Raw genomic sequence first — 18,763 nt, 5'->3', positions numbered from 1 at the left:
TGTGGTTCCCGGACAACAAACCCGAGGGGTTTGTTACCCGTGGAACACGACCACCATACTGGTCTCCTTAACCGGGGATTATGTGTGGGTGGTCGATAAAGAAGAATCACCGTGTTCATGACGGGATGCCAGGGATGGTGTCCTGGTCGTGACCCAAAGATTTCCCCTTCACCACACTCTTTTTGTGGGTGGTGTTGCGGGTGTGAGGGTTACGGCGGTCATAGCGTGGGGGAAACGCCCGGTCCCATTCCGAACCCGGAAGCTAAGACCCACAGCGCCGATGGTACTGCATCCGGGAGGGTGTGGGAGAGTAGGTCACCGCCGGACATACTTTATGTTCAGAGGTTCAGGCCCGTACCAGTGATGGTACGGGCCTGAACTGTTTAACCCCGGCTTATTGGCCGGGGGACCCTTCAACTGCATTCGCCCCGGTGAAGGGATGCAATCCCCGGGCGATGCGGTCCTTGCGTAGTTCGTACTCTTGCTCAGTCAGGGGGTCCAGCCCAGGGCAGGGCCCGCCGCGATACGTCACGCTGAAGCCGTTGGCCCAGCTGAAGGGCGTGTCCTCGATGCCCACCCAGTCAGCAATGATGTGTTCCTGCATCGGGTCGGTGATGCGCCCCGGATGCCCGTGGCAGAGCGTGGACGGACGGCCCGGGCGTGGAGGTTCCTCCCGGACGGGCACATCTTCGCCGGTGTATGCGACGTACTGGCCCAACACCATGAGTTCTTGCTGAAGCATGCTTCCTCCTTGGCGATTCACCGGTTTACCTGGGACCTGAAACGAACCGGCAGGCTAGCCAACGCCCGAAGATTCTGCGGGACCCGACGCGGAAAGCCAGTCAATCCCGCGTCGCAGCAGCTGCCGGTGCCCGGGGGAGTCGAAAGAGGCTGCATCGTGTCCGAGGGCATCGTAGAAGCTTCGCCCGCCGCCGGCGCGCTGGTGGGACCACACCAGCGGATGCAGAACGGCGTCCCCGCCGGAAAAATCTGCGGGGCCGGAAAGATCTGCGCCTAAGGGGCCGAAACCGTTAGTGACCAACACCTTCGCGGATCCGTACTCGGGGTGCAAGGATGTTTCGGGGACCAAGTGCCCGCCCAGTGCTGGTTTCCATTCCGGCAGGTCCGGGAAGGCCGTGGAACTGGAGTGGAGCCCCAGCAGGGGGCGGTCGCCGGCCAACCAGGCGCGCAACCCGGCCGCGGCTGCAGGGCCGGGGGAAGGCGCCGGGTCTGAGGGATTTCCGATGTTGACGGCCAGCAGATCGGGCCAGTTCCAGGGGCTGGTCAGCCATTCCAGCGCCGCGTCCACATCCGCCGCCGCCACGACGTCGAACCCTGCCTCACCTAACAGGGCTGCCAGTGCCTCGGAGGTCGCTGCGAACGGATGCCCTTGATCCGCATACCGTCCCGTGCCGCTGAGGAGTAACGCCGTGGGTGCGCTCATCACCTTGCACCTGCCGCACGCAGCGTGCCGGCGCTGCCTCCCGTATACGGCAACACCACCGGCGGCGCGAAAGCTGTGACCTCTGAATCCAACGCTGTGATCTCTGTATACGGCAAGGACTGTACCTGTCGTCCATGAACCCAAGCGGCGGAAACGGAAACAGGACGTTGCCGGCCGCACCGGGGCGGCGCCCGCGTGTTGTCAGCGACACTACCACTGCCTTAGGCTTCGGCAATCCAGACGCCGCGGCGCAGGACACGGTTCAGGTGAAGATCCGGATCGAGCACCAGGATATCTGCGCGCGCTCCGGCTGAAAGAGTTCCCGCATCCCCGGACATTCCGAGCACCCGGGCCGGAACTTCGGTGGCGGAATGCAGGGCATCCTCCACCGGAACGCCTGCTGCAACGGCATTGCGCACCAGATCCAGCATGCTGGCCGTGCCGCCGGCAATTGCCCCGGACTCCAGCCGCGCCACCCCGTTGCGGACCTCAACGTCGGCCGGTCCCAGCCGGTACTTCCCGTCCGAGAGACCCGCAGCAGCCATGGCGTCTGTCACCAGGGTGATGTTGTCCGCGCCGAGCAGCTCGAACATGGACCCCACCAGATAGGGATCCAGATGCGTGTTGTCAGCGATAAGTTCGACGACGGCGGCACCGGCGCGGGCTGCACGCAGGGCGGCGGTGACGGCCCCGGGGGAGCGGTGGTGGATGGGGTCCATGCCGTTAAACAGATGGGTCACGGTGGGAACGGCACCCGGCCGGGGCCGGAGCCCGGCGGCGGCGCGCGCGAGGGAAGCGGCGGCGTCCTGCGCTGCAGCTGCCGTGTGGCCCATGGACGGGACCACGGAATGCGCGGCCAGCAGGTCCACGAGGTCATCGGCACCGGGCAGCTCCGGCGCGTAGGTCATGGTGCGCAGGTATCCGCGGCCGGCCGTGATGAGAGCTTGAGCGAAGACGGGATCCGGCGTCAGCAGCCAGCGCGGATCCTGGGCGCCGCAGCGCGCTGCGGACAGGAAGGGCCCCTCCAGATGGATACCGGCAACGTCCCCGGTTTCAGCCAGCCCGGCGAACACCTCCATCCCGGCGAGCAGATCGGCGGGAGCAGCAGTGACCAGGCTGGCCAGCAACGTGGTGGTGCCGGCAGCATGCATCCGGTGCACAGCTTTCCGGGCGGAGGCAGCATCAGCGGAGGGAAAATCCGTTCCGTATCCGCCGTGGGTGTGCACGTCCACCAGGCCGGGGACGGCAATCTGTCCGGGGGCAAGATCCAGCAAAGCGGCGCCGTCGACGTCGGTTCCCCGGTCCGCGAGCACCCGGGCCAGTCCGGCCCGTGGCCCTGCGTAGAAGATCTCGCTTCCGGCAACCGCGACGGCGCTGTCCGCAACCAGCCGCGAGTCCAGCAGGGCCGTGCCCCGGAGAACCGTCACCGGCTCGGGGAGACCGCCCGGGATCATCACTTGAGTCCGCCGGCGGCAGCCTTGTCCAGGACTACGGTGACACGGCCGTGCAGCTGCAGGGCCGAGGCCGGGCAGTCCGGGGTGACGGGACCCTGCAGGGCGCGGGCAACGATGTCAGCCTTGTCGGCACCGTGGGCAATGAGGAGCAGATGGCGCGCTTCAAGGATGGTTCCGATGCCCTGGGTCAGGCAGAGCGTGGGAACTTCCTCCGGGGAATCGAAGAACCGGGCATTGGCGGTGCGGGTGCGTTCCGTCAGGGTTTCCACCCGGGTCCGCGAATCGAAGGGGGCACCCGGTTCGTTGAAGGCCAGGTGGCCGTTGTGGCCGATGCCCAGAATCTGCAGGTCGACTCCGCCGGCGGCCTGGATGGCCTGTTCGTAGTCCTTGGCCGAGGCGTCGAGGTCCGGCGCGGACACATCCGGTACATGGACGGCACCGGACTGCAGCCCGAGCCGCCGGGTGACCTCATCGTCAATGACTGAGGCGTAGCTGCGCGGATCCCCGGGCGGCAGTCCCACGTATTCATCCAGTGCGAAACCGGTGACGCGGGAGAAATCTTCATCGGAGCCGGCCAGCGCATCATAGAGCGGCAGCGGCGAAGAGCCGGTGGCAAAGCCCAGGACAGCATCCGGCCGGGCCCGGACGCACTCGCGCACGACGGCGGCGGCAGCGGCTCCGGCTTCTTCCGGGCTTTTGAGAATGAGGAGTTCCATGGGTCCTTTCCCGTGGTTGTTCATCGCTTGACCAGCTTCGCGATGGCTTCGCGGATGCCGTCAAAATGGCTGTTGAGGCGGTCTGAAGCCAGCGCTTTGTCTCCGCTGCGGACGGCTTCGTAGATTTCCCGGTGCCGCAGGGCGGTGGAGTGAAGATTGGCGGCCTTCATGCCGGCGGCAGCATGTATTTGGCTGTACACGTCCCAGAACACGGACATGAGGTGGGTCAGCAGCTCATTGTCCAGCGGTGCAAAAAGCTGACGGTGAAATTCCGAGTCCACTCCTGCCAGCGGGCGGCCCTCATCCGCCAGGGACTCCATTTCCCGCACGGTGTCTTCGATGCGGGCCAAATGTTCCTCGGTCATCAGGCTCATGGCCTGGCCGATCAGGCCGGACTCGAGGGTTTGCCGGACATCCACGAGCTCCAGCGCTTCCTTGCCCTGCTGCCGCAGGGAAAGCCGGCCACGGAAGGTCAGCCCCGCCGTCAGCGCATCCAAGTTCGTTGGTGCCACGAACATGCCGTAACCGTGTCTGATCTCCACCACGCCCAGGGCCTGCAGGACCTTCAGCGACTCCCGCAGGGTATTACGCCCAACGCCCAGCGTGGCGCAGAGCTCAGCTTCGGTGGGCAGCGGGCTTCCGGCTTCAAGATTGCTTTCCAGAATCAGGTCCATGATGTCCTTCTGCAGGGCAGCAAGGCGTGCCTGGGCGCTGAACCGCGGCGCCCGGCCGGAAGCGGTCCCTGCGGGGGAGTCGCGGGAAAGCGGGGCGGTGTCGTTCGCCAAAATCGAAACTCCTTCGGAAACGGGTGGTGCCGGGGATTCCACGTGCAGGCAGGCAGACCGCCGTCCTGCACGGTGGAACCGAGCGCTCACAGAGTGACGTGCTTGACCCGGTTGTGTGATTCAGCCTACAGTCTACTCAACCCGCATGGGATGTCCTACGTCCGATGTCCGCTCCCACCCCGATTGGTGAGACACCATGAGCAAAACCACTGAAAGCACCGGATTCCTCCGGAACGCCAGCCGCCGCGACTTCCTCCGCATTGCCGGGGTCCTGGGCACTGCGTCCGCCTTTGCCGGCTCGCTGGCCGCCTGCAGCCCCGGAGGCTCCACCGCAGCCACCGGCGGCGGCAAAGCAGCAGCCGACTCCATCGAGGCGGGGATCTCCTACTCCCTGTCCACGGGATTCGATCCAATGACCGCCACCGGTGCAACCCCGGTAGCCGCCAACCTCCACATCTTCGAAGGCCTGACCGAGCTGCACCCGGCCACCCGCGAGCCGTACCTGGCGCTGGCGGCCGCAGAGCCCGAGAAAGTCGACGAGACCACCTACCGCGTGACGCTCCGCGAAGGAGCCACGTTCCACAACGGCGAACCCGTCACTGCCGACGACGTCGTCTACTCCTTTGAGCGGGTCCTCGACCCGGCCAACAAGTCCCTCTTTGCAGGCTTTGTCCCCTTCATCGCCTCCGTCATCGCCGACGGCGACGCAGTGGAGTTCAAGCTGAAGTACCCCTTCGCCGAATTCGGCCCCCGCATCTCCGTGGTCAAGATTGTTCCCAAGGCACTGGCCTCGAACCAGGCCGCGTTTGACCTGGCACCGGTGGGCAGCGGCCCGTACAAGTTTGTCTCAGCGGTCAAGGAAGACCGGATTGTGTTCAAGAAGTTCGAGGAATACAACGGCTCCTACCCTGCCAAGGTAACCGACATGACCTGGCTGCTGCTGGCGGACCCCGCAGCGCGCGTGGCCGCGGTTCCGTCCCGCGTCCAGGCGATCGAGGACATTCCCTACCTGGACGTGGACCAGCTGAAGGCCAAGCTCGACGTCGAATCCGTCCAGTCCTTCGGCCTGCTGTTCCTGATGTTCAACTGCGCGTCGGAGAAGTTTGCCGACAAGCGGGTGCGCCAGGCACTGCACTACGCCACGAACACCGAGGACATCATCTCCAAGGCCCTGCTGGGCAACGCGGCGGCGGCCACCTCCTACTTCCAGAAGGGCCACCCCTCCTACAGCGAAGCCTCCACGGTTTACGGCTACGACCCGGAGAAGGCCAAGGCGCTGCTGAAGGAAGCCGGGATGGAGAACCTGACCATCACGCTGACCTCCACCGACGCCGGCTGGGTCACCCGCGTGACTCCGCTGATCAAGGAGAACTGGGACGCCATCGGCATCACCACCACCCTGGAGCCCCTGCAGTCCGCCGCGGTCTACGCACCGGAAAAGGTGGGCGGCCAGAACTTCGACGTCCTGGTGGCCCCGGGCGATCCCTCCGTCTTCGGCAACGACGGCGACCTGCTCCTGAGCTGGTTCTACCGCGGTGACACCTGGGCCAAGAACCGCATGGCCTGGTCCGGAACCCCGGAATATGCCGATGTCCAGGCAAAGCTGGACAAGGCAGTGCAGCTGGATCCGGCCGAAGCGAAGAAGGTGCACGCCGCCGTCGTCGACATTGTGGCCGAAGAAGCGCCGCTGTACCCGCTCTTCCACCGCCAGCTGCCCACCGCCTGGGACAGCGGGACCCTTGACGGCTTCGCGCCGCTGCCAACAACCGGCCTCTCCTTCGTAGGGGTTGGCCGGAAGTAATACCCCGCACTGCCGGCGCGGGGGACATCCCCCACGAACCCCGCGCCGGCAGTACGGCCCGCACCACTTGGAGAAACAAAAAACATGGCTACACTATTGCGACTGCTTGGCCGCAGGCTGGCAGCCCTGCCGTTCATGCTGCTGGGCGTGACCATCATGGTCTTCATCGTCCTGTCCGTAATCCCGGCAGACCGCGCCACCGCCGTCCTGGGTGAAAACGCCAGCGAAGAGGCCAAAGACGCCTTCCGTGAAGCCCGCGGACTGAACGATTCACTGCTCATCCAGTTCCTGCGCTACCTCGGCGGCGTGATCCGGCTGGACTTCGGCTACACCAACCCGCCCGAAGAATCCGTGGCTTCCAAAATTGCCACCGCCTTTCCGGTAACCCTGCAGCTGACCCTGCTGGGCATCCTGCTTGCCGTTGTCCTGTCACTGGTCCTGGGCGTGACGAGCGCCCTGTACCGGGACCGCTGGCCGGACCAGCTCATCCGCGTCTTCTCCATCGCAGCCATTGCCACGCCGTCCTTCTGGCTGGCCATCCTGCTCATCCAGTGGCTGGCCCTGCCCGCCGGCTCCATTTTCCCCACCGGCGGAATGGCCTGGGCCGAACAGTACGGCTTTGTGGGCTGGATGTACTCCATGGCCCTGCCCGCCCTGGCCCTGGGCATTCCGGTGTCCGCCTCGCTGATCCGCGTGGTGCGCACCTCCATGGTCGAAGAACTGGACCGTGACTACGTGCGCACGGCCATCGGCAACGGCGTTCCCTACCGCACCGTGGTGGCCAAGAACGTGCTGCGCAACGCCCTGGTCACTCCGGTGACCGTGCTGGGCCTGCGGGTGGGCTACCTGCTGGGCGGCGCCGTCGTGATTGAAAAGATCTTCAGCCTCAACGGCATGGGGGACCTGATCATCGTGGGCCTGAACACCTCGGACACCAACCTGGTCCAGGGCGCCGTGCTGACCATCGCCGTCGCCTTCGTGGTCGTCAACATCCTGGTGGATGTCCTCTATGTACTCATCAATCCCCGGATCCGGACGGTATAAAGCATGCGCAACGGACTCGCTGAACGGCTCGCCAGCTCAGGCGCCCGCTTCAAATCCCTGAACCTCAGCTCCAAACTGGCTCTGGCCTTCCTCATCATCGTGGCCTTCGTTGCCATTGCCGGCCCGTCGCTGGCACCCTTCGGGGAAAATGAATCCAGTGCCCCGGTTCTTCCTCCGGGCGGCGACCACCTGATGGGAACCGACGGCTCCAGCTACGACGTCTTCTCCCGCCTGCTCTACGGCGCCCGCGTTTCAGCCGCCATCGGCCTGGGATCGGTGGCCGTGGCCGTGATCCTGGGATCCGTCCTCGGAGCCCTGGCCGCGACCTCCCGCAAGTGGGTCAACGAAGGCATCATGCGGATCCTGGACATCATGATGGCCTTCCCCGGCATCGCCCTTGCAGCGGCGCTGCTCTTTGCCCTGAAGGAATACTCGCTCACCCTCTTCGGCTCCACCGTGCCGGTGATCATCTTTGCCATTGCCATTGTCTACACCCCGCAGCTGGCCCGCGTGGTCCGCGCCAATGTGCTTGCCCAGTACGGCGAAGACTACGTCCGCGCCGAACGGGTGATCGGTGCCGGCCGGCTGTTTATCCTGACCAAGCACGTCATCCGCAACACCGCCGCCCCCGTGCTGGTGTTCGCCACCGTCATGGTGGCCGACGCAATCATCCTCGAAGCATCCCTGTCCTTCCTCGGCGCCGGCGTCCAGCCGCCGTCGGCCTCCTGGGGCAACGTGATGGCCGACGGGCGCAACGTGGTCTTCAGCGGCGCCTGGTGGCCGACGACGTTCGGCGGCATCAGCATCCTGCTCACCGTCCTGGCGCTGAACATCCTGGCCGAAGGGCTCACCGACGCCATGGTGAATCCGCGGATGCGCCGTGCCGCTCCCGTCAAGGAAGCCACGGTCAAGCTGGCAGCCGCCACCGCCGTGCCGTCGGCTCCGCCTGCCGCGGACGCCGTCGTCGATCCGGAGACAGCGCCTGCCGATCCCCAGCGCCCCGCAGATCCCGCAGCCGCCCGGATCAACCTGCCCGGCTCCCTGGCCGCACTGGCCGAGGAACTGCAGCTGCTGGCGGCGGTGGAAGCGCAGCGCACCGACCGGTTGCCCGCTGTGTCCGCGGACGCACCGGTCATCCTTGAGGTTCGGGACCTGTCCATCCGGTTCCCCGGCCGTTACGGAGACACCGCCATTGTGGACCGGGTCAGCTTCACCGTCCGCGAAGGCGAAACCATGGGCCTGGTGGGAGAGTCCGGCTGCGGAAAGTCGATCACCTCGCTGGCCATCATGGGCCTGCTGCCTCCCACCGCGGTCCTCAGCGGTTCCATCACCTTCCAGGGCAAGGAACTGCTCACCAACGATCCGCGGGAACGGGACCGCCTGTACCGCGGCCTGCGCGGCGAGCAGATCGCCATGGTCTATCAGGACGCACTGAGCTCACTCAACCCGTCCATGCTGATCAAGGACCAGCTCCTGCAACTGACCCGCCGCAACGGCCGCAAGACGCCGCGCGAACTGCTGGAAATGGTGAAGCTGGATCCGGACCGGACGCTCAAGAGCTACCCGCACGAGCTCTCCGGCGGACAGCGCCAGCGCGTCCTCGTGGCCATGGCGCTCTCCCGCTCGCCGAAGATCATTGTGGCGGATGAACCCACCACCGCCCTGGACGTCACTGTTCAGAAACAGGTGGTGGACCTGCTCAACGAACTGCGCGAGGAGCTGGGCTTTGCCATGGTGTTCGTCAGCCACGACCTCGCCCTGGTTGCCTCGCTGGCACACCGGATCACTGTCATGTACGCCGGGCAGGTGGTGGAATCCGCCGGAGCCTCCGAACTCATGCGGAACCCGCAGCATGAGTACACCCGGGGCCTGCTCGGCGCCGTACTCTCCATCGAATCCGACGCCGACCGGCTCCACCAGATCCAGGGCACCGTTCCCTCGCCGCGCGAGTTCGCCGCCGGTGACCGGTTTGCCGAACGGTCACTGCGCCCGGACGCCGATCCGGACCAGGTCCTGTCCTTTGTCCGCGTGGGCGAGGGCGACCATTTCTGGGCCAGCCACCTGGCCGACAGCCACAACGACGACGGCGCCACCCTGGCCGCCGCCGGCACCAGCGCCGAAGGACAGTCATGAGCACCGAAACGACTATGGGGAACGTGCCGGTCCTGGAGCTGAAGGGTTTGAAGGTCCATCACCGCAGCCGCACCGGCTCCATCTTCCGGCCCAACATCGTCAAGGCCGTGGACGGCGTGGACTTCACGGTCCGCCGCGGCGAAACCGTGGGGGTGGTGGGGGAGTCCGGCTGCGGCAAGTCCACTCTGGCATCAGTACTGGTGGGGCTGCAGGAACCCACCGCCGGGCAGGTGCTGTTCCACGGCAAGCCGGTCAGCATCCGCCGCGCCGCGGACCGCAAGCACTTTGGCCAGGACGTCGCCGTCGTCTTCCAGGATCCGTCCACCGCGCTGAACCCGCGGATGACCATCCAAGACATCCTCACCGATCCGCTGCAGGTCCACGGCATCGGCGATGCGCGCTCCCGGGCGGCCAAGGTCAAGGACCTGCTGGCCCTGGTGGGACTGCCGTACTCCGCCGCGGAAGTCACTCCGCACCAGGTCTCCGGCGGGCAGCGCCAGCGCGTGGCCATTGCCCGCGCGCTGGCCCTGGACCCGGCGGTCATCGTGGCCGACGAACCCACCTCCGCCCTGGATGTGTCCGTCCGGGCGCAGGTGCTGAACCTGCTTGCGGACCTGAAGCGCGAGCTGAACCTGGGCATGGTCTTCATCTCGCATGACATCCAGACCGTCCGCTACGTTTCCGACCGGATCTGCGTCATGTACTACGGGCGGATCGTCGAGGAAGGGCCGGCCGAACAGGTCTTCACCCACCCCGAAGACGAGTACACCCGCAAGCTCCTGGGCGCCGCGCCCAGCCTGCTGCACCCCTGATTTTCACTCTGTTCCACTGCACTGATCTGTTCCACCGCACACCATTACCAGCACTTGGAGATATCTGTGGCCTCTCAGCCCAACCACCAGTTCCACGGCGTCATCCCGCCGGTTGTCACTCCCCGCAGCGCGGACGGCAGCATTGACACCCACTCCCTGACCCGGGTCACCAAGCACCTGCTGGAAGGCGGCGTCCACGGACTGTTCGTCCTGGGCTCCTCCGGCGAAGTTCCGTACCTGACCAGCAGCGAGCGCGAGCTGGTGCTCACCACCATCGCCGGAGTCAACGCCGGGCAGGTTCCCCTGATTGTGGGCGCCAGCGAGCAGAGCACCAACCGCGTCATCGAAGAAGGCCGGAAGATGATCGGCCTGGGAGCCGACGCCCTGGTGGTCACCTCCCAGTTCTACGCACTCTCCGACGCACTGGAAACCGACACCCACTTCCGCAGCATCCACGCCGCCCTTGACGTGCCGATCTTCGCCTACGACGTTCCGGTCCGCACCAACTACAAGCTGCCCCTGAACCTGCTGATCCAGCTGGGCGTGGACCAGGTCATTGCCGGCGTCAAGGATTCCTCCGGCGATGACGTCTCCTTCCGCCAGCTCTGCCTGGCCGCCCGCAGCATCGACAACTTCTCGGTGTTCACCGGCCACGAGGTAGTGGTGGACGGAGCCCTGCTGGGCGGCGCCGACGGCGTGGTGCCCGGGCTGGGCAACGTGGATCCGGCCGGTTACCGCCGCCTGTATGACGCCGCTTCCAGCGGGGACTTTGCCACCGCCGCGAGCGAACAGGACCGCCTCGCTGACGTCTTCAACATCGTCTACGCACCCACACCGGGCCGCGTCTCCGGCGGTGCGGCCGGCCTCGGCGCCTTCAAGACTGCACTGATGCTGATGGGCGTCATTGACACCAACATCATGTCCGCGCCCATGGTGTCCCTGAACGAGCCCGAAACGGCCGCCATCGCCACCATCCTTGAGCGCAACGGCCTGATCTAGGGATGCAGCCGGTTCAACACTGCGTCATCGGGGTGGATATCGGCGGCACCAAAACCGCCGCCGGAATTGTGGATGCCGCCGGCATGCTGCATGCATCGGCTTCCCGGCCCACTCCGGCAACCGCCGGCCCGGCAGCGATCCTGGCTACCGCCGTCGGGCTGGTGGAATCCCTGCTGGCGCAGGCCCGGACCGCCGGACTGCTGCCGGTGGCCGTGGGCATCGGCTCCGCCGGGGTGATTGACGCGCGGAACGGATCGGTGGTGTCAGCCACCGATTCCCTCACCGGCTGGGCCGGCACCCCGCTCGCCGCACACCTGGGCCGGGAGGCCGGGCTGCCCGCCTATGCCGTCAACGACGTGCACGCCCACAACCTGGGCGAGCACTGGCAGGGTGCTTCCGCCGGCGCGCCGTCCACGCTGCTGGTGGCCGTCGGTACCGGCGTCGGCGGTTCCCTGATCCTGGACGGCGCCGCGCACACGGGGGAGCGGGCAGTGGCCGGGCACGTGGGGCATCTCGCCTCTCCCTACGCCTACGACGACGCCGGCCGTGCGCTGCCGTGCAGCTGCGGGCGCGCCGGGCATCTGGAAGCCATCGCCTCCGGCCCGTCCATCAGCAATCTGTACCGCCGGCTGGGCGGCGACGGTGATGCCGCAACGGCCCGGGACATCTCGGTGCGCGCGGCCGCCGGAGAGCCGGTGGCCCTGCGCGCGCTGACCCTTGGAGCTGAAGCGGCCGGACAGGCAGTGGGCGGGCTGGCCAACGTGCTGGATCCGGCCATGGTGGTGATCGGCGGCGGCGTCTCCGCAGCCGGGAAACTGTGGTGGAACCCGTTCCTCACCGCGCTGCGCGCCGAGCTGATGGATCCGCTGGCCGGCCTGCCCGTGGTGCCGGCTGTCCTGGGCGCCGACGCCGCAGTGGTGGGCGCCGCCAAACTTGCCTTTGACCGCGTAAATGTTCCGGAGGAAACCCGTGTCTGAACCCCAAGCAACACGTCACATGAGCGTTGATCTCTCAGCCTTGGAATCGAAGCTGATTGTCTCCTGCCAGGCCTATCCGGGCGAACCCCTGCGGGACCCCCGCACCATGGCCCAGATGGCACAGGCTGCGGTGGTCGGCGGTGCTGCCGCAGTGCGGATCCAGGGCATCTCCGACCTGGAACAGACCCGTGCCGCGGTGGACGTTCCGATGATCGGCCTGTGGAAGGACGGGGCGGACGGCGTCTTCATCACCCCCACCCTGAAGCATGCCCTGGCCTGTGTTGCTGCCGGCTCGGACATCGTGGCCATTGACGGCACCCGCCGGCCGCGCCCGGACGGGCTTACGCTCGCCGACACCATCTCTGCTCTTCATGAGCAGACCGGGGCGCTGGTGATGGCTGACTGCGGTTCCGCCCTGGACGCGAAGGCCGCAGCCGATGCGGGAGCGGACCTGATCGGCACCACCCTGGCCGGCTACACGGGGGAGCGGCCGAAAACCGACGGGCCGGACCTGGAACTGATCGCCGAGATCGCCGCACTGGACCTGGGCCGGCCGCTGATTGCCGAGGGCCGGATCCATACCCCGGCGCAGGCCCGGGCATGCCTGGACGCCGGCGCGTTCGCCGTCGTCGTGGGTACCGCGATCACCCACCCGACCACCATCACCGGGTGGTTCGCGGGCGCGCTTGCCGATTGAACTGTTCCTCATTGACCCGGAGTTCCGAGCTGCGGCGGATAGGATGTGCCCATGAAACTTGAAGGTTGGCATTTTGTCATCGTGATCGCCCTCGCACTGCTGCTTTTCGGCGCACCGCGGCTTCCCGGTCTGGCCCGCAGCGCCGGCCAGTCGCTGCGTATTTTCCGGTCGGAGGTACGGCAGATGAAGGACGAAAACCCGGCGCCTGCGCCTGAGACTCCGGCACCGGCGGCGGCGGCCTATGCCGCTCCGCCTGCCCCGGCGGCCCCTGCCGCTCCGGATTCGGTTCAGAAGGGCCAAATCAGCGGCACGTAAAGCACCCCGGCCGCAAGGAAGATGAGGGCCAGGGGCAGCCCGAGGCGCCAGTAGTCGCCAAATCGGTATCCGCCCGGCTGCATCACCATGAGGTTCGCCGGTGTGGCAATAGGGGTGAGAAAAGCTGCGGCGCCCACCACGGTCAGCGCCATCATGAACGGCTGCACGCTGACGTCCAGTGACTGGGCAAAGGAAACTGCCACGGGCGCCATCACCAGCACTGTTGCCACGTTCGAGATGACCTGGCTGAGGATGAGGGTGAGCACGCAGATTACAAGGAGGGCGAAGCGTGGGGACCCTCCGCCGGTGATCCGGTCAACAAATGAAGCAATCTGGTCAGCGGCCCCCGAGGAGACGAAAGCGTTGGAGAGCGGGATGAGTCCTGCGATCAGGACCACGGTGTCCCATGAGATTGCGCGGAATCCCTGGGGGACGCTGACCACCCGCAGGACCACCAGCGCACCAGCCGCGAGCAGTCCCACGATGGCCGGAGGAATAACGCCGCTTGCCAGTAGGACGATAGCGACGATGAGCACGGCAAGGCAGCGGCGCCAGCCGCGTCCGAGCGGTATGCTCCGCTGGAGGTTCCGGGTCGGCTCGACGGCGATCACGTCGGACGAGTCGGTGTAGCGGTGCAGGGCATCCCACGGACCGTGGATCAGCACGCCGTCGCCTGTGTGGAGGGTCAGCTCACCCGTTGGTGCGGGCACCCCGGGGCCGGGTGACGGGGCGCCGCCGCGGCGAAGCGCCACCACCACGAGGTCCCCGTCCCCAATGACCTCTCCGGGAAAAACGGTGCGCCCGATCAGGCTCGAGTGCGGTGCGACGATAACCTCGGACACCCCCTCACCGCCGGTGAACAGCCGCCCGGCGTCAAGGTCGGCCGCGTATCTTTCCTGCCAGGACCGCACCCGTTCGCGCGGGTCAGCGGTGTTTCCCGGAACCCGCTCGGGGATCCGCTCAGGCAGGAGACGTCCGCCGAAGGCCACCACGAGGAGCGCGGTGAGGATGACGAGCGGCAGTCCCACCAGCGCAAACTCAAAGTACCCGAACTCCCGCCCGCCTGATTCAGCAGCGACTTCGGAAACGATGATGTTCACCGGCGTCCCCGTCAGGGTCAGCAGGGAACCCGCGCCGGCCGCGAAGGCCAGCGGAATCAGCATGCGTGAGGGAACGACGCCGGACCGTCCCGCTGCAACGATGCCCACAGGCAGCAGCGCTGCCACGGCACCGTTGATGCTGATCACGGCAGAGAGCGCTGCCGCGGCAGCCATGATCGCCAGAAGAAGCCCGGCTCCGCGCAGCGAGGAGCGCCGCTCGAGCTGCTGTCCGATCCAGGCCGTAATGCCGGTGGCGTCCAGGGCGTCGCTAAGGACGAAAAGCGAGGCAATAAACAGTACAACGGGATCGCTGAAGCCCTGCAGGGCTTCGTCCAGGGGAAGCACCCCCGTGGCCCACAACGCCAGGGGGACGAACAGTGCGACGATGACGAGCGGAACCCGGTTTGTCATGAAGCCCAGCACGGCCAGCGCCAGCACCGCATATGTTGCCCACATCGGATCCAGAGCCGCCTGCATAAAACCCAGTCAAGTGGGTTAAAGCCGGCATGTCGATGGATCAGCGTCCCCGGCGGCCTGACATGGGGGTCACAGCGTCCGGCTGCTGTGCGGAATCAGGGGGTGCTCGGCCCGCACCTTCATTTCCTGGACCGTCCAAGTGTTGCCGTCCGGGTCCGAGAACCAGAAGAAGGTACCGCCGTCGCGCTCGTCGAAGACCGTAATTTCACCCGCCTCCACTCCGCGGCCGAGCAGCTCTTCCCGCGCAGCCCGGGCATCTGAGACCACGAGCTGCATCCCGTTCATCGATCCGGGCTCCATTGGCTGCGGAGACGGCAGGTTGCCGATCACGATGGAACACCCCGATCCCGGCGGCGTCAGCTGGGCAAAGTCCATGTCCCCGTTGACGGTGCGGTGATCCAACGCGAAGCCGACCTGCTCGCGGTAGAAGGTGATGGCCCGGTCCAGGTCGCTGACCGGGACCACCACCACTTCCAGTGTCCAATCCATGATGCACCTGCTTTCTATGGTGTGGATCCAGCCCGGGAGAGCAGGTCGTCCAGCTGGTTGTAGCCGTCGGACATGCCGGCTTCCATGCCGTTGGACAGGAATTCGTCGCGGGATTCCACCGAGGGGTACAGGGAGCGGCCGGTCAGCAGGCTCCGGCCGCCGGGCAGTGCCGTGAAGATCGTGTATTCAAGGGTCACCACTTCCGGAGTGCTTTCAAATTCGAAAGTCATCAGCACGAACTCATCCTGGCGCACCGTGTGGAATACCCCGCGGAAGGCATACTCCTCGTCGTCGCCCCTGGAATGCACGAATCGATAGGCGCCGCCGGTGCGTGCCTCGAACTGATCGATGCGCGTTGCCACGTCGAGCGGTCCGATCCACTGGGCAAAAATCTCCGGATCCATGTGGGCGCGGAAAACGTCATGGACCGGGAAATCGAACTCCCGCGAATACTCCATCAGGGGTTCACCCTCGGGGGTACTCAGTGTCAGCGGGTTGCTCATCACGCACCCCGTCCCTGCACTGCTCCCGGCTGAAGCTGGGCCAGCAGCTCGTCCATCCGGTCGAAGCCTTCGGCGACGCCGGCTTCCATGCCCGAGGCAGCCATGCCGTCCCGGGCCTCCATGGAGGGATAGACGGCATGCGCGCTGATCCGCGTGCGGTCGCCGTCGAGCGCAACAAGTGTCATGAACTCGAGGCTGGCCACATCCGGATACCCGGAGAACTCGAAGGTTTGAATGGCGGACTCGTTTTCGCGCACCGTGTGGAAGATGCCGCGGAATTCGTACGGCACCCCGTCCGGACCGGTGTGGATGTAGCTGTAGGAACCGCCGGTGCGGAAATCGTAGTGGTTGATCTCCATTTTCATGCCGCGCGGGCCAAGCCACTGCAGGATCAGGTCCGGTTCGGCGTAGGCGCGGAAGACGGAGGCCACGGGATAGTCGACCTCGCGGGAGAAATTGATGAACGGAAGTCCGTCCGGGACGTTGAGCTCCAGTGCATTGGTCATGATGATTCCTTTGACTGCCGGCCGCCTTTCCCAGCGGCCTGTGCATTGAGCACGGCATCAAGGCTGCGGAACTGCTCCTCGCGGATCAACCGGTACTGGTCAATCCAGGCGGTGAGTGCCTCCAACCGTGCGGGGTTCAGGTGGACGGGCCGGCGCTGGGCGTCACGGCTGCGCGTGACGAGCTGCGCCTGTTCGAGGACCTGAATGTGCTTCGAGACGGCCTGCTTGGAGATCTCGAAGGGTTCCGCCAGTTCGTTGACCGTTGCCGGGCCCCGGGACAGCCGGGCGATGATGCGGCGCCGTGCAGGATCAGCCAGGGCCAGGAATGCCCGGTCCAGATCCGCATCCTCCGTAGTGTTCATGGCGTGGGTCAGCTTCTGTGTCTCTCTTCAGCGGTGTCACTGTTCAGCGGTAATCAAGGTGCTGGTTGTTCAACCTCTCGGTTGATTACGAAGCTACGCCCGCCGGGAAACACCGTCAACGGTTCGGGCAAAGTTCATCTTTGGACCAAGGAATGCTTCGGCCTCCGCGCGGGGTGCTGCCGGCGGTATTCACACGCACGGACTGCCGCCGGACAATGGAAAGGGCAACCTGCGGACTGTGTATCCGCCGCCTATATCCGCCGCGTTTCGGCCGGCGGCTCAAGGATGGGAAGACCATGACTAGCTCGGTTTCACGATCTCATGCCCCCGGTGAGCCGGCCTTTCACTGGGGGAGTTTCATCTTCGGACTGGTCATGCTGCTTCTGGTCATCGCCCAGGGTGTTGCCTCCGGAGCAGCCGGATATGTGGGCATGGCGGGGCTGATACTTTTGCTGACCGGTCTCTACGCATTCTTTAGCGGGCGACCCTCCTGGCTGTGGCTGCACCACCGGCGGGACGCGGCCGTCGTGGGAATCATCGGACTCGTGGCCTTCGTGGTCGCGATAGGCATTCGCCTGGGCGGCAACTAGGACGCCGCCCGAAAAGTCCAGGGCCCGCGCGGAAGCGACGCCGGTGCGAACGTCTCCAGCGCTTCGTCCAGCGTTCCCGGCGGGAGGTTCAGGGACGCCAGAATCAGGTCCCTCACTGCGGTGGCATCCAGGCCGTTGCGGGCCATTGCCGCCAAGGTGATGGCGCCGTCGCGCTTCGCCAGCCGCCTCCCCTCCGGGTTCACCACCAGCGGCACATGCGCATACTGCACTTCCGGCAGGCCCAGCAGCGAGGCGAGATACGCCTGCCGGGGAGCGGAAGTGAGCAAATCTCCGCCGCGGACCACCTGATCAATTCCGGAGGCGGCGTCGTCGATCACCACCGCCAGGTTGTAGGGCGGCGCCCCGTCGTTGCGCAGCAGCACCAGATCATCCACCGGGCCGGTGTAGGCGCCGTGCAGCAGATCGTTCACGGTGTAGTGATCCACCTCGGCGCGCAGGCGCAGGGCCGCGGGACGATCCTGCCGCCGTCGGGCGCGTTCAGCCTCAGTGAGGTTGCGGCAGGTCCCGGGATAGGCACCCGGAGGGGCATGCGGTGCCCGGGGTGCGTCGGCGATTTCGCTGCGGGTGCAGAAGCACTCGTAGACCCTGCCCGCCTCGGCCAGGCGGGCGACGGCGGCCAGGTACAGTGCGGTGCGTTCGGACTGGCGGACCGGGGCGGCATCCCAGGTGAGTCCGACGGCGGCAAGGTCCCGCAGCTGCCCCGCTTCGGTCCGGGACCGCTCCGGATCCAGGTCCTCCACCCGCAGCAGGAAAGCGCGTCCGCTGGACCGCGCAAAAAGCCAGGCCAGGACCGCGGTGCGCAGGTTTCCCACGTGCAGGTCTCCGGTGGGGCTGGGAGCGAAGCGGCCGGCTCCCGCAGCTGTCGAGGTCCTGGCGGCGGGGGAGGAAGGCGCGGTCACCGTCCCACTTTACAAGTCCTGCCTTTCAGGGAGAGGCGGTTCTGTACCGGCAACTTCCGCCGTGTGCTGCAGGTCCAGCACCATCAGTACCTCGTCGCGGTCTCCGGCCGGCAGGCGGAGTGCTCCGGGCCAGCGTCCGGTCTCCCTCCAGCCGCAGGAACGGTAAAAGCCTTCCAGGCCCAGGCCGGAGCGCAGTTCAAGATGCAACTGCTCAAGGGCAAAGTCTTCGGCCGCTGCCCGGGCAGCTTCGCTCATGAGCGCGCGTCCGACGCCGTATCCGCGGAAGTCCAGAGCCGTTTGCACCCGGAGTACCCGTGCCCAGTGCGCGGTGAGCTTGCTGGAGTTGCCCGCCAGAAACAACCACCCCGCCAGCCGGCTGTTGGTGCCCGCCGTCAGGATGCGGTTCTCCGGCAGATCCAGTGCGCTGACCATGCCTGCCACGGCGGAGGCGACGTCCGAGTCGGAGACCGGAGGGAAGGGGAACCCCACAGCACCTCCGGTGTTGGCTACTTCCTGCCAGCAGCCGGCAAGCTGCTGTCGAAGCAGTGGTGTCACCTCGCCGGGGGAGGTCAGCCAGGCCAGGTCCACGGGGTCCGTCATGGGTCGAGTCTGCCAGACGGTCATTGCAGGTAAGGTGGA

At 66.3% G+C, this 18,763-nt stretch carries 21 protein-coding genes and 1 rRNA gene; 10 read left to right on the top strand and 12 right to left on the bottom strand.

Annotated elements, in window-relative coordinates:
- Positions 1-210: 210 nt before the first annotated feature.
- Positions 211-327, top strand: a 5S ribosomal RNA gene (rrf, locus tag ACIQXM_RS03600).
- Between the two features lie 67 nt (positions 328-394).
- Here rrf and ACIQXM_RS03595 read toward each other — a convergent pair.
- From ACIQXM_RS03595 to ACIQXM_RS03575, 5 genes are all read right to left on the bottom strand, one after another.
- A complete protein-coding gene (locus tag ACIQXM_RS03595; protein ID WP_400927658.1) occupies positions 395-742 on the bottom strand; it encodes a hypothetical protein in 348 nt (115 codons plus the stop codon).
- Positions 743-796: 54 nt separating this feature from the next.
- Positions 797-1,444: a ThuA domain-containing protein gene (locus ACIQXM_RS03590; RefSeq protein ID WP_400927655.1), complete on the bottom strand. Its 648-nt coding sequence runs from the start codon at positions 1,442-1,444 to the stop codon at positions 797-799.
- Between the two features lie 221 nt (positions 1,445-1,665).
- Positions 1,666-2,898, bottom strand: coding sequence for an N-acetylglucosamine-6-phosphate deacetylase (locus tag ACIQXM_RS03585; protein ID WP_400927652.1), 1,233 nt, complete (start codon positions 2,896-2,898; stop codon positions 1,666-1,668).
- The gene (locus tag ACIQXM_RS03580; RefSeq protein WP_400927649.1) at positions 2,898-3,614 is read right to left on the bottom strand and encodes a glucosamine-6-phosphate deaminase; all 717 of its coding nucleotides are present in this window, start codon (positions 3,612-3,614) and stop codon (positions 2,898-2,900) included. The genes ACIQXM_RS03585 and ACIQXM_RS03580 overlap by 1 nt, the downstream gene beginning before the upstream one ends.
- Positions 3,615-3,634: 20 nt before the next feature.
- Positions 3,635-4,399, bottom strand: a complete 765-nt coding sequence (locus ACIQXM_RS03575) for a FadR/GntR family transcriptional regulator (RefSeq protein ID WP_400927646.1) — start codon at positions 4,397-4,399, stop codon at positions 3,635-3,637.
- Positions 4,400-4,595: 196 nt separating this feature from the next.
- On the opposite strand from ACIQXM_RS03575, the gene ACIQXM_RS03570 reads away from it, so the two are divergent.
- The 8 genes from ACIQXM_RS03570 (at position 4,596) to tatA (ending at position 13,177) form a co-directional block, all read left to right on the top strand.
- On the top strand, positions 4,596-6,200 hold the full coding sequence (locus ACIQXM_RS03570) for an ABC transporter substrate-binding protein (protein ID WP_400927643.1): 1,605 nt from the start codon (positions 4,596-4,598) through the stop codon (positions 6,198-6,200).
- Between the two features lie 84 nt (positions 6,201-6,284).
- Positions 6,285-7,244, top strand: a complete 960-nt coding sequence (locus ACIQXM_RS03565; protein ID WP_400927640.1) for an ABC transporter permease — start codon at positions 6,285-6,287, stop codon at positions 7,242-7,244.
- A gap of 3 nt (positions 7,245-7,247) precedes the next feature.
- On the top strand, positions 7,248-9,377 hold the full coding sequence (locus ACIQXM_RS03560; protein ID WP_400927637.1) for a dipeptide/oligopeptide/nickel ABC transporter permease/ATP-binding protein: 2,130 nt from the start codon (positions 7,248-7,250) through the stop codon (positions 9,375-9,377).
- On the top strand, positions 9,374-10,189 hold the full coding sequence (locus ACIQXM_RS03555) for an ATP-binding cassette domain-containing protein (RefSeq protein WP_400927634.1): 816 nt from the start codon (positions 9,374-9,376) through the stop codon (positions 10,187-10,189). The genes ACIQXM_RS03560 and ACIQXM_RS03555 overlap by 4 nt, the downstream gene beginning before the upstream one ends.
- 66 nt (positions 10,190-10,255) lie before the next feature.
- Positions 10,256-11,188, top strand: a complete 933-nt coding sequence (locus ACIQXM_RS03550; RefSeq protein WP_400927631.1) for a dihydrodipicolinate synthase family protein — start codon at positions 10,256-10,258, stop codon at positions 11,186-11,188.
- Positions 11,189-11,190: 2 nt separating this feature from the next.
- Positions 11,191-12,165, top strand: a complete 975-nt coding sequence (locus ACIQXM_RS03545; protein ID WP_400927628.1) for an ROK family protein — start codon at positions 11,191-11,193, stop codon at positions 12,163-12,165.
- A 19-nt stretch (positions 12,166-12,184) separates the two neighbouring features.
- Positions 12,185-12,862 carry an N-acetylmannosamine-6-phosphate 2-epimerase gene (locus ACIQXM_RS03540; RefSeq protein WP_400927760.1) on the top strand — a complete coding sequence of 226 codons (678 nt, stop codon included), beginning with the start codon at positions 12,185-12,187 and terminating at the stop codon, positions 12,860-12,862.
- 51 nt (positions 12,863-12,913) lie between these two features.
- Complete coding sequence (gene tatA, locus ACIQXM_RS03535) at positions 12,914-13,177, top strand: Sec-independent protein translocase subunit TatA (protein WP_400927626.1); 264 nt, start codon at positions 12,914-12,916, stop codon at positions 13,175-13,177.
- Here the strand turns inward: tatA and ACIQXM_RS03530 are convergent.
- The 5 genes from ACIQXM_RS03530 to ACIQXM_RS03510 all read right to left on the bottom strand — a co-directional run bounded on the left by ACIQXM_RS03530 (position 13,150) and on the right by ACIQXM_RS03510 (position 16,614).
- Positions 13,150-14,754, bottom strand: a complete 1,605-nt coding sequence (locus tag ACIQXM_RS03530; RefSeq protein ID WP_400927623.1) for an SLC13 family permease — start codon at positions 14,752-14,754, stop codon at positions 13,150-13,152. The two genes, tatA and ACIQXM_RS03530, sit on opposite strands and share 28 nt — an antisense overlap.
- A 69-nt stretch (positions 14,755-14,823) precedes the next feature.
- Positions 14,824-15,243 carry a VOC family protein gene (locus ACIQXM_RS03525; protein WP_400927621.1) on the bottom strand — a complete coding sequence of 140 codons (420 nt, stop codon included), beginning with the start codon at positions 15,241-15,243 and terminating at the stop codon, positions 14,824-14,826.
- Between the two features lie 14 nt (positions 15,244-15,257).
- Positions 15,258-15,746 carry an SRPBCC family protein gene (locus tag ACIQXM_RS03520; protein ID WP_400927618.1) on the bottom strand — a complete coding sequence of 163 codons (489 nt, stop codon included), beginning with the start codon at positions 15,744-15,746 and terminating at the stop codon, positions 15,258-15,260.
- A complete protein-coding gene (locus ACIQXM_RS03515; protein WP_400927615.1) occupies positions 15,746-16,252 on the bottom strand; it encodes an SRPBCC family protein in 507 nt (168 codons plus the stop codon). Before ACIQXM_RS03515 ends, ACIQXM_RS03520 begins: the two co-directional genes overlap by 1 nt.
- Complete coding sequence (locus tag ACIQXM_RS03510; RefSeq protein WP_400927612.1) at positions 16,249-16,614, bottom strand: ArsR/SmtB family transcription factor; 366 nt, start codon at positions 16,612-16,614, stop codon at positions 16,249-16,251. Before ACIQXM_RS03510 ends, ACIQXM_RS03515 begins: the two co-directional genes overlap by 4 nt.
- 296 nt (positions 16,615-16,910) lie before the next feature.
- On the opposite strand from ACIQXM_RS03510, the gene ACIQXM_RS03505 reads away from it, so the two are divergent.
- Positions 16,911-17,204 carry a hypothetical protein gene (locus tag ACIQXM_RS03505; protein ID WP_400927610.1) on the top strand — a complete coding sequence of 98 codons (294 nt, stop codon included), beginning with the start codon at positions 16,911-16,913 and terminating at the stop codon, positions 17,202-17,204.
- Here the strand turns inward: ACIQXM_RS03505 and gluQRS are convergent.
- Positions 17,201-18,124 (bottom strand): tRNA glutamyl-Q(34) synthetase GluQRS, encoded by a 924-nt coding sequence (gene gluQRS, locus ACIQXM_RS03500; RefSeq protein ID WP_400927607.1) that lies wholly within the window; start codon positions 18,122-18,124, stop codon positions 17,201-17,203. The two genes, ACIQXM_RS03505 and gluQRS, sit on opposite strands and share 4 nt — an antisense overlap.
- Positions 18,125-18,133: 9 nt before the next feature.
- Positions 18,134-18,724, bottom strand: a complete 591-nt coding sequence (locus ACIQXM_RS03495) for a GNAT family N-acetyltransferase (RefSeq protein WP_400927604.1) — start codon at positions 18,722-18,724, stop codon at positions 18,134-18,136.
- Between the last annotated feature and the right edge of the window lie 39 nt (positions 18,725-18,763).

This window comes from Arthrobacter sp. NPDC097144, assembly GCF_044762205.1.
GTDB lineage: Bacteria > Actinomycetota > Actinomycetes > Actinomycetales > Micrococcaceae > Arthrobacter_B.
The sequence above is the reverse complement of the archived record's forward strand: the minus strand, read 5'-3'. Positions and strand labels throughout refer to the sequence as shown.

What these genes read in the sequence shown, in the direction of transcription:
- ACIQXM_RS03595 (WP_400927658.1), bottom strand. Translation starts at nt 742, where the DNA reads ATGCTTCAGCAAGAACTCATGGTGTTGGGCCAGTACGTCGCATACACC.
- ACIQXM_RS03590 (WP_400927655.1), bottom strand. Translation starts at nt 1,444, where the DNA reads ATGAGCGCACCCACGGCGTTACTCCTCAGCGGCACGGGACGGTATGCG.
- ACIQXM_RS03585 (WP_400927652.1), bottom strand. Translation starts at nt 2,898, where the DNA reads ATGATCCCGGGCGGTCTCCCCGAGCCGGTGACGGTTCTCCGGGGCACG.
- ACIQXM_RS03580 (WP_400927649.1), bottom strand. Translation starts at nt 3,614, where the DNA reads ATGGAACTCCTCATTCTCAAAAGCCCGGAAGAAGCCGGAGCCGCTGCC.
- ACIQXM_RS03570 (WP_400927643.1), top strand. Translation starts at nt 4,596, where the DNA reads ATGAGCAAAACCACTGAAAGCACCGGATTCCTCCGGAACGCCAGCCGC.
- ACIQXM_RS03565 (WP_400927640.1), top strand. Translation starts at nt 6,285, where the DNA reads ATGGCTACACTATTGCGACTGCTTGGCCGCAGGCTGGCAGCCCTGCCG.
- ACIQXM_RS03560 (WP_400927637.1), top strand. Translation starts at nt 7,248, where the DNA reads ATGCGCAACGGACTCGCTGAACGGCTCGCCAGCTCAGGCGCCCGCTTC.
- ACIQXM_RS03555 (WP_400927634.1), top strand. Translation starts at nt 9,374, where the DNA reads ATGAGCACCGAAACGACTATGGGGAACGTGCCGGTCCTGGAGCTGAAG.
- ACIQXM_RS03545 (WP_400927628.1), top strand. Translation starts at nt 11,191, where the DNA reads ATGCAGCCGGTTCAACACTGCGTCATCGGGGTGGATATCGGCGGCACC.
- ACIQXM_RS03540 (WP_400927760.1), top strand. Translation starts at nt 12,185, where the DNA reads ATGAGCGTTGATCTCTCAGCCTTGGAATCGAAGCTGATTGTCTCCTGC.
- tatA (WP_400927626.1), top strand. Translation starts at nt 12,914, where the DNA reads ATGAAACTTGAAGGTTGGCATTTTGTCATCGTGATCGCCCTCGCACTG.
- ACIQXM_RS03530 (WP_400927623.1), bottom strand. Translation starts at nt 14,754, where the DNA reads ATGCAGGCGGCTCTGGATCCGATGTGGGCAACATATGCGGTGCTGGCG.
- ACIQXM_RS03525 (WP_400927621.1), bottom strand. Translation starts at nt 15,243, where the DNA reads ATGGATTGGACACTGGAAGTGGTGGTGGTCCCGGTCAGCGACCTGGAC.
- ACIQXM_RS03520 (WP_400927618.1), bottom strand. Translation starts at nt 15,746, where the DNA reads ATGAGCAACCCGCTGACACTGAGTACCCCCGAGGGTGAACCCCTGATG.
- ACIQXM_RS03515 (WP_400927615.1), bottom strand. Translation starts at nt 16,252, where the DNA reads ATGACCAATGCACTGGAGCTCAACGTCCCGGACGGACTTCCGTTCATC.
- ACIQXM_RS03510 (WP_400927612.1), bottom strand. Translation starts at nt 16,614, where the DNA reads ATGAACACTACGGAGGATGCGGATCTGGACCGGGCATTCCTGGCCCTG.
- ACIQXM_RS03505 (WP_400927610.1), top strand. Translation starts at nt 16,911, where the DNA reads ATGACTAGCTCGGTTTCACGATCTCATGCCCCCGGTGAGCCGGCCTTT.
- ACIQXM_RS03495 (WP_400927604.1), bottom strand. Translation starts at nt 18,724, where the DNA reads ATGACGGACCCCGTGGACCTGGCCTGGCTGACCTCCCCCGGCGAGGTG.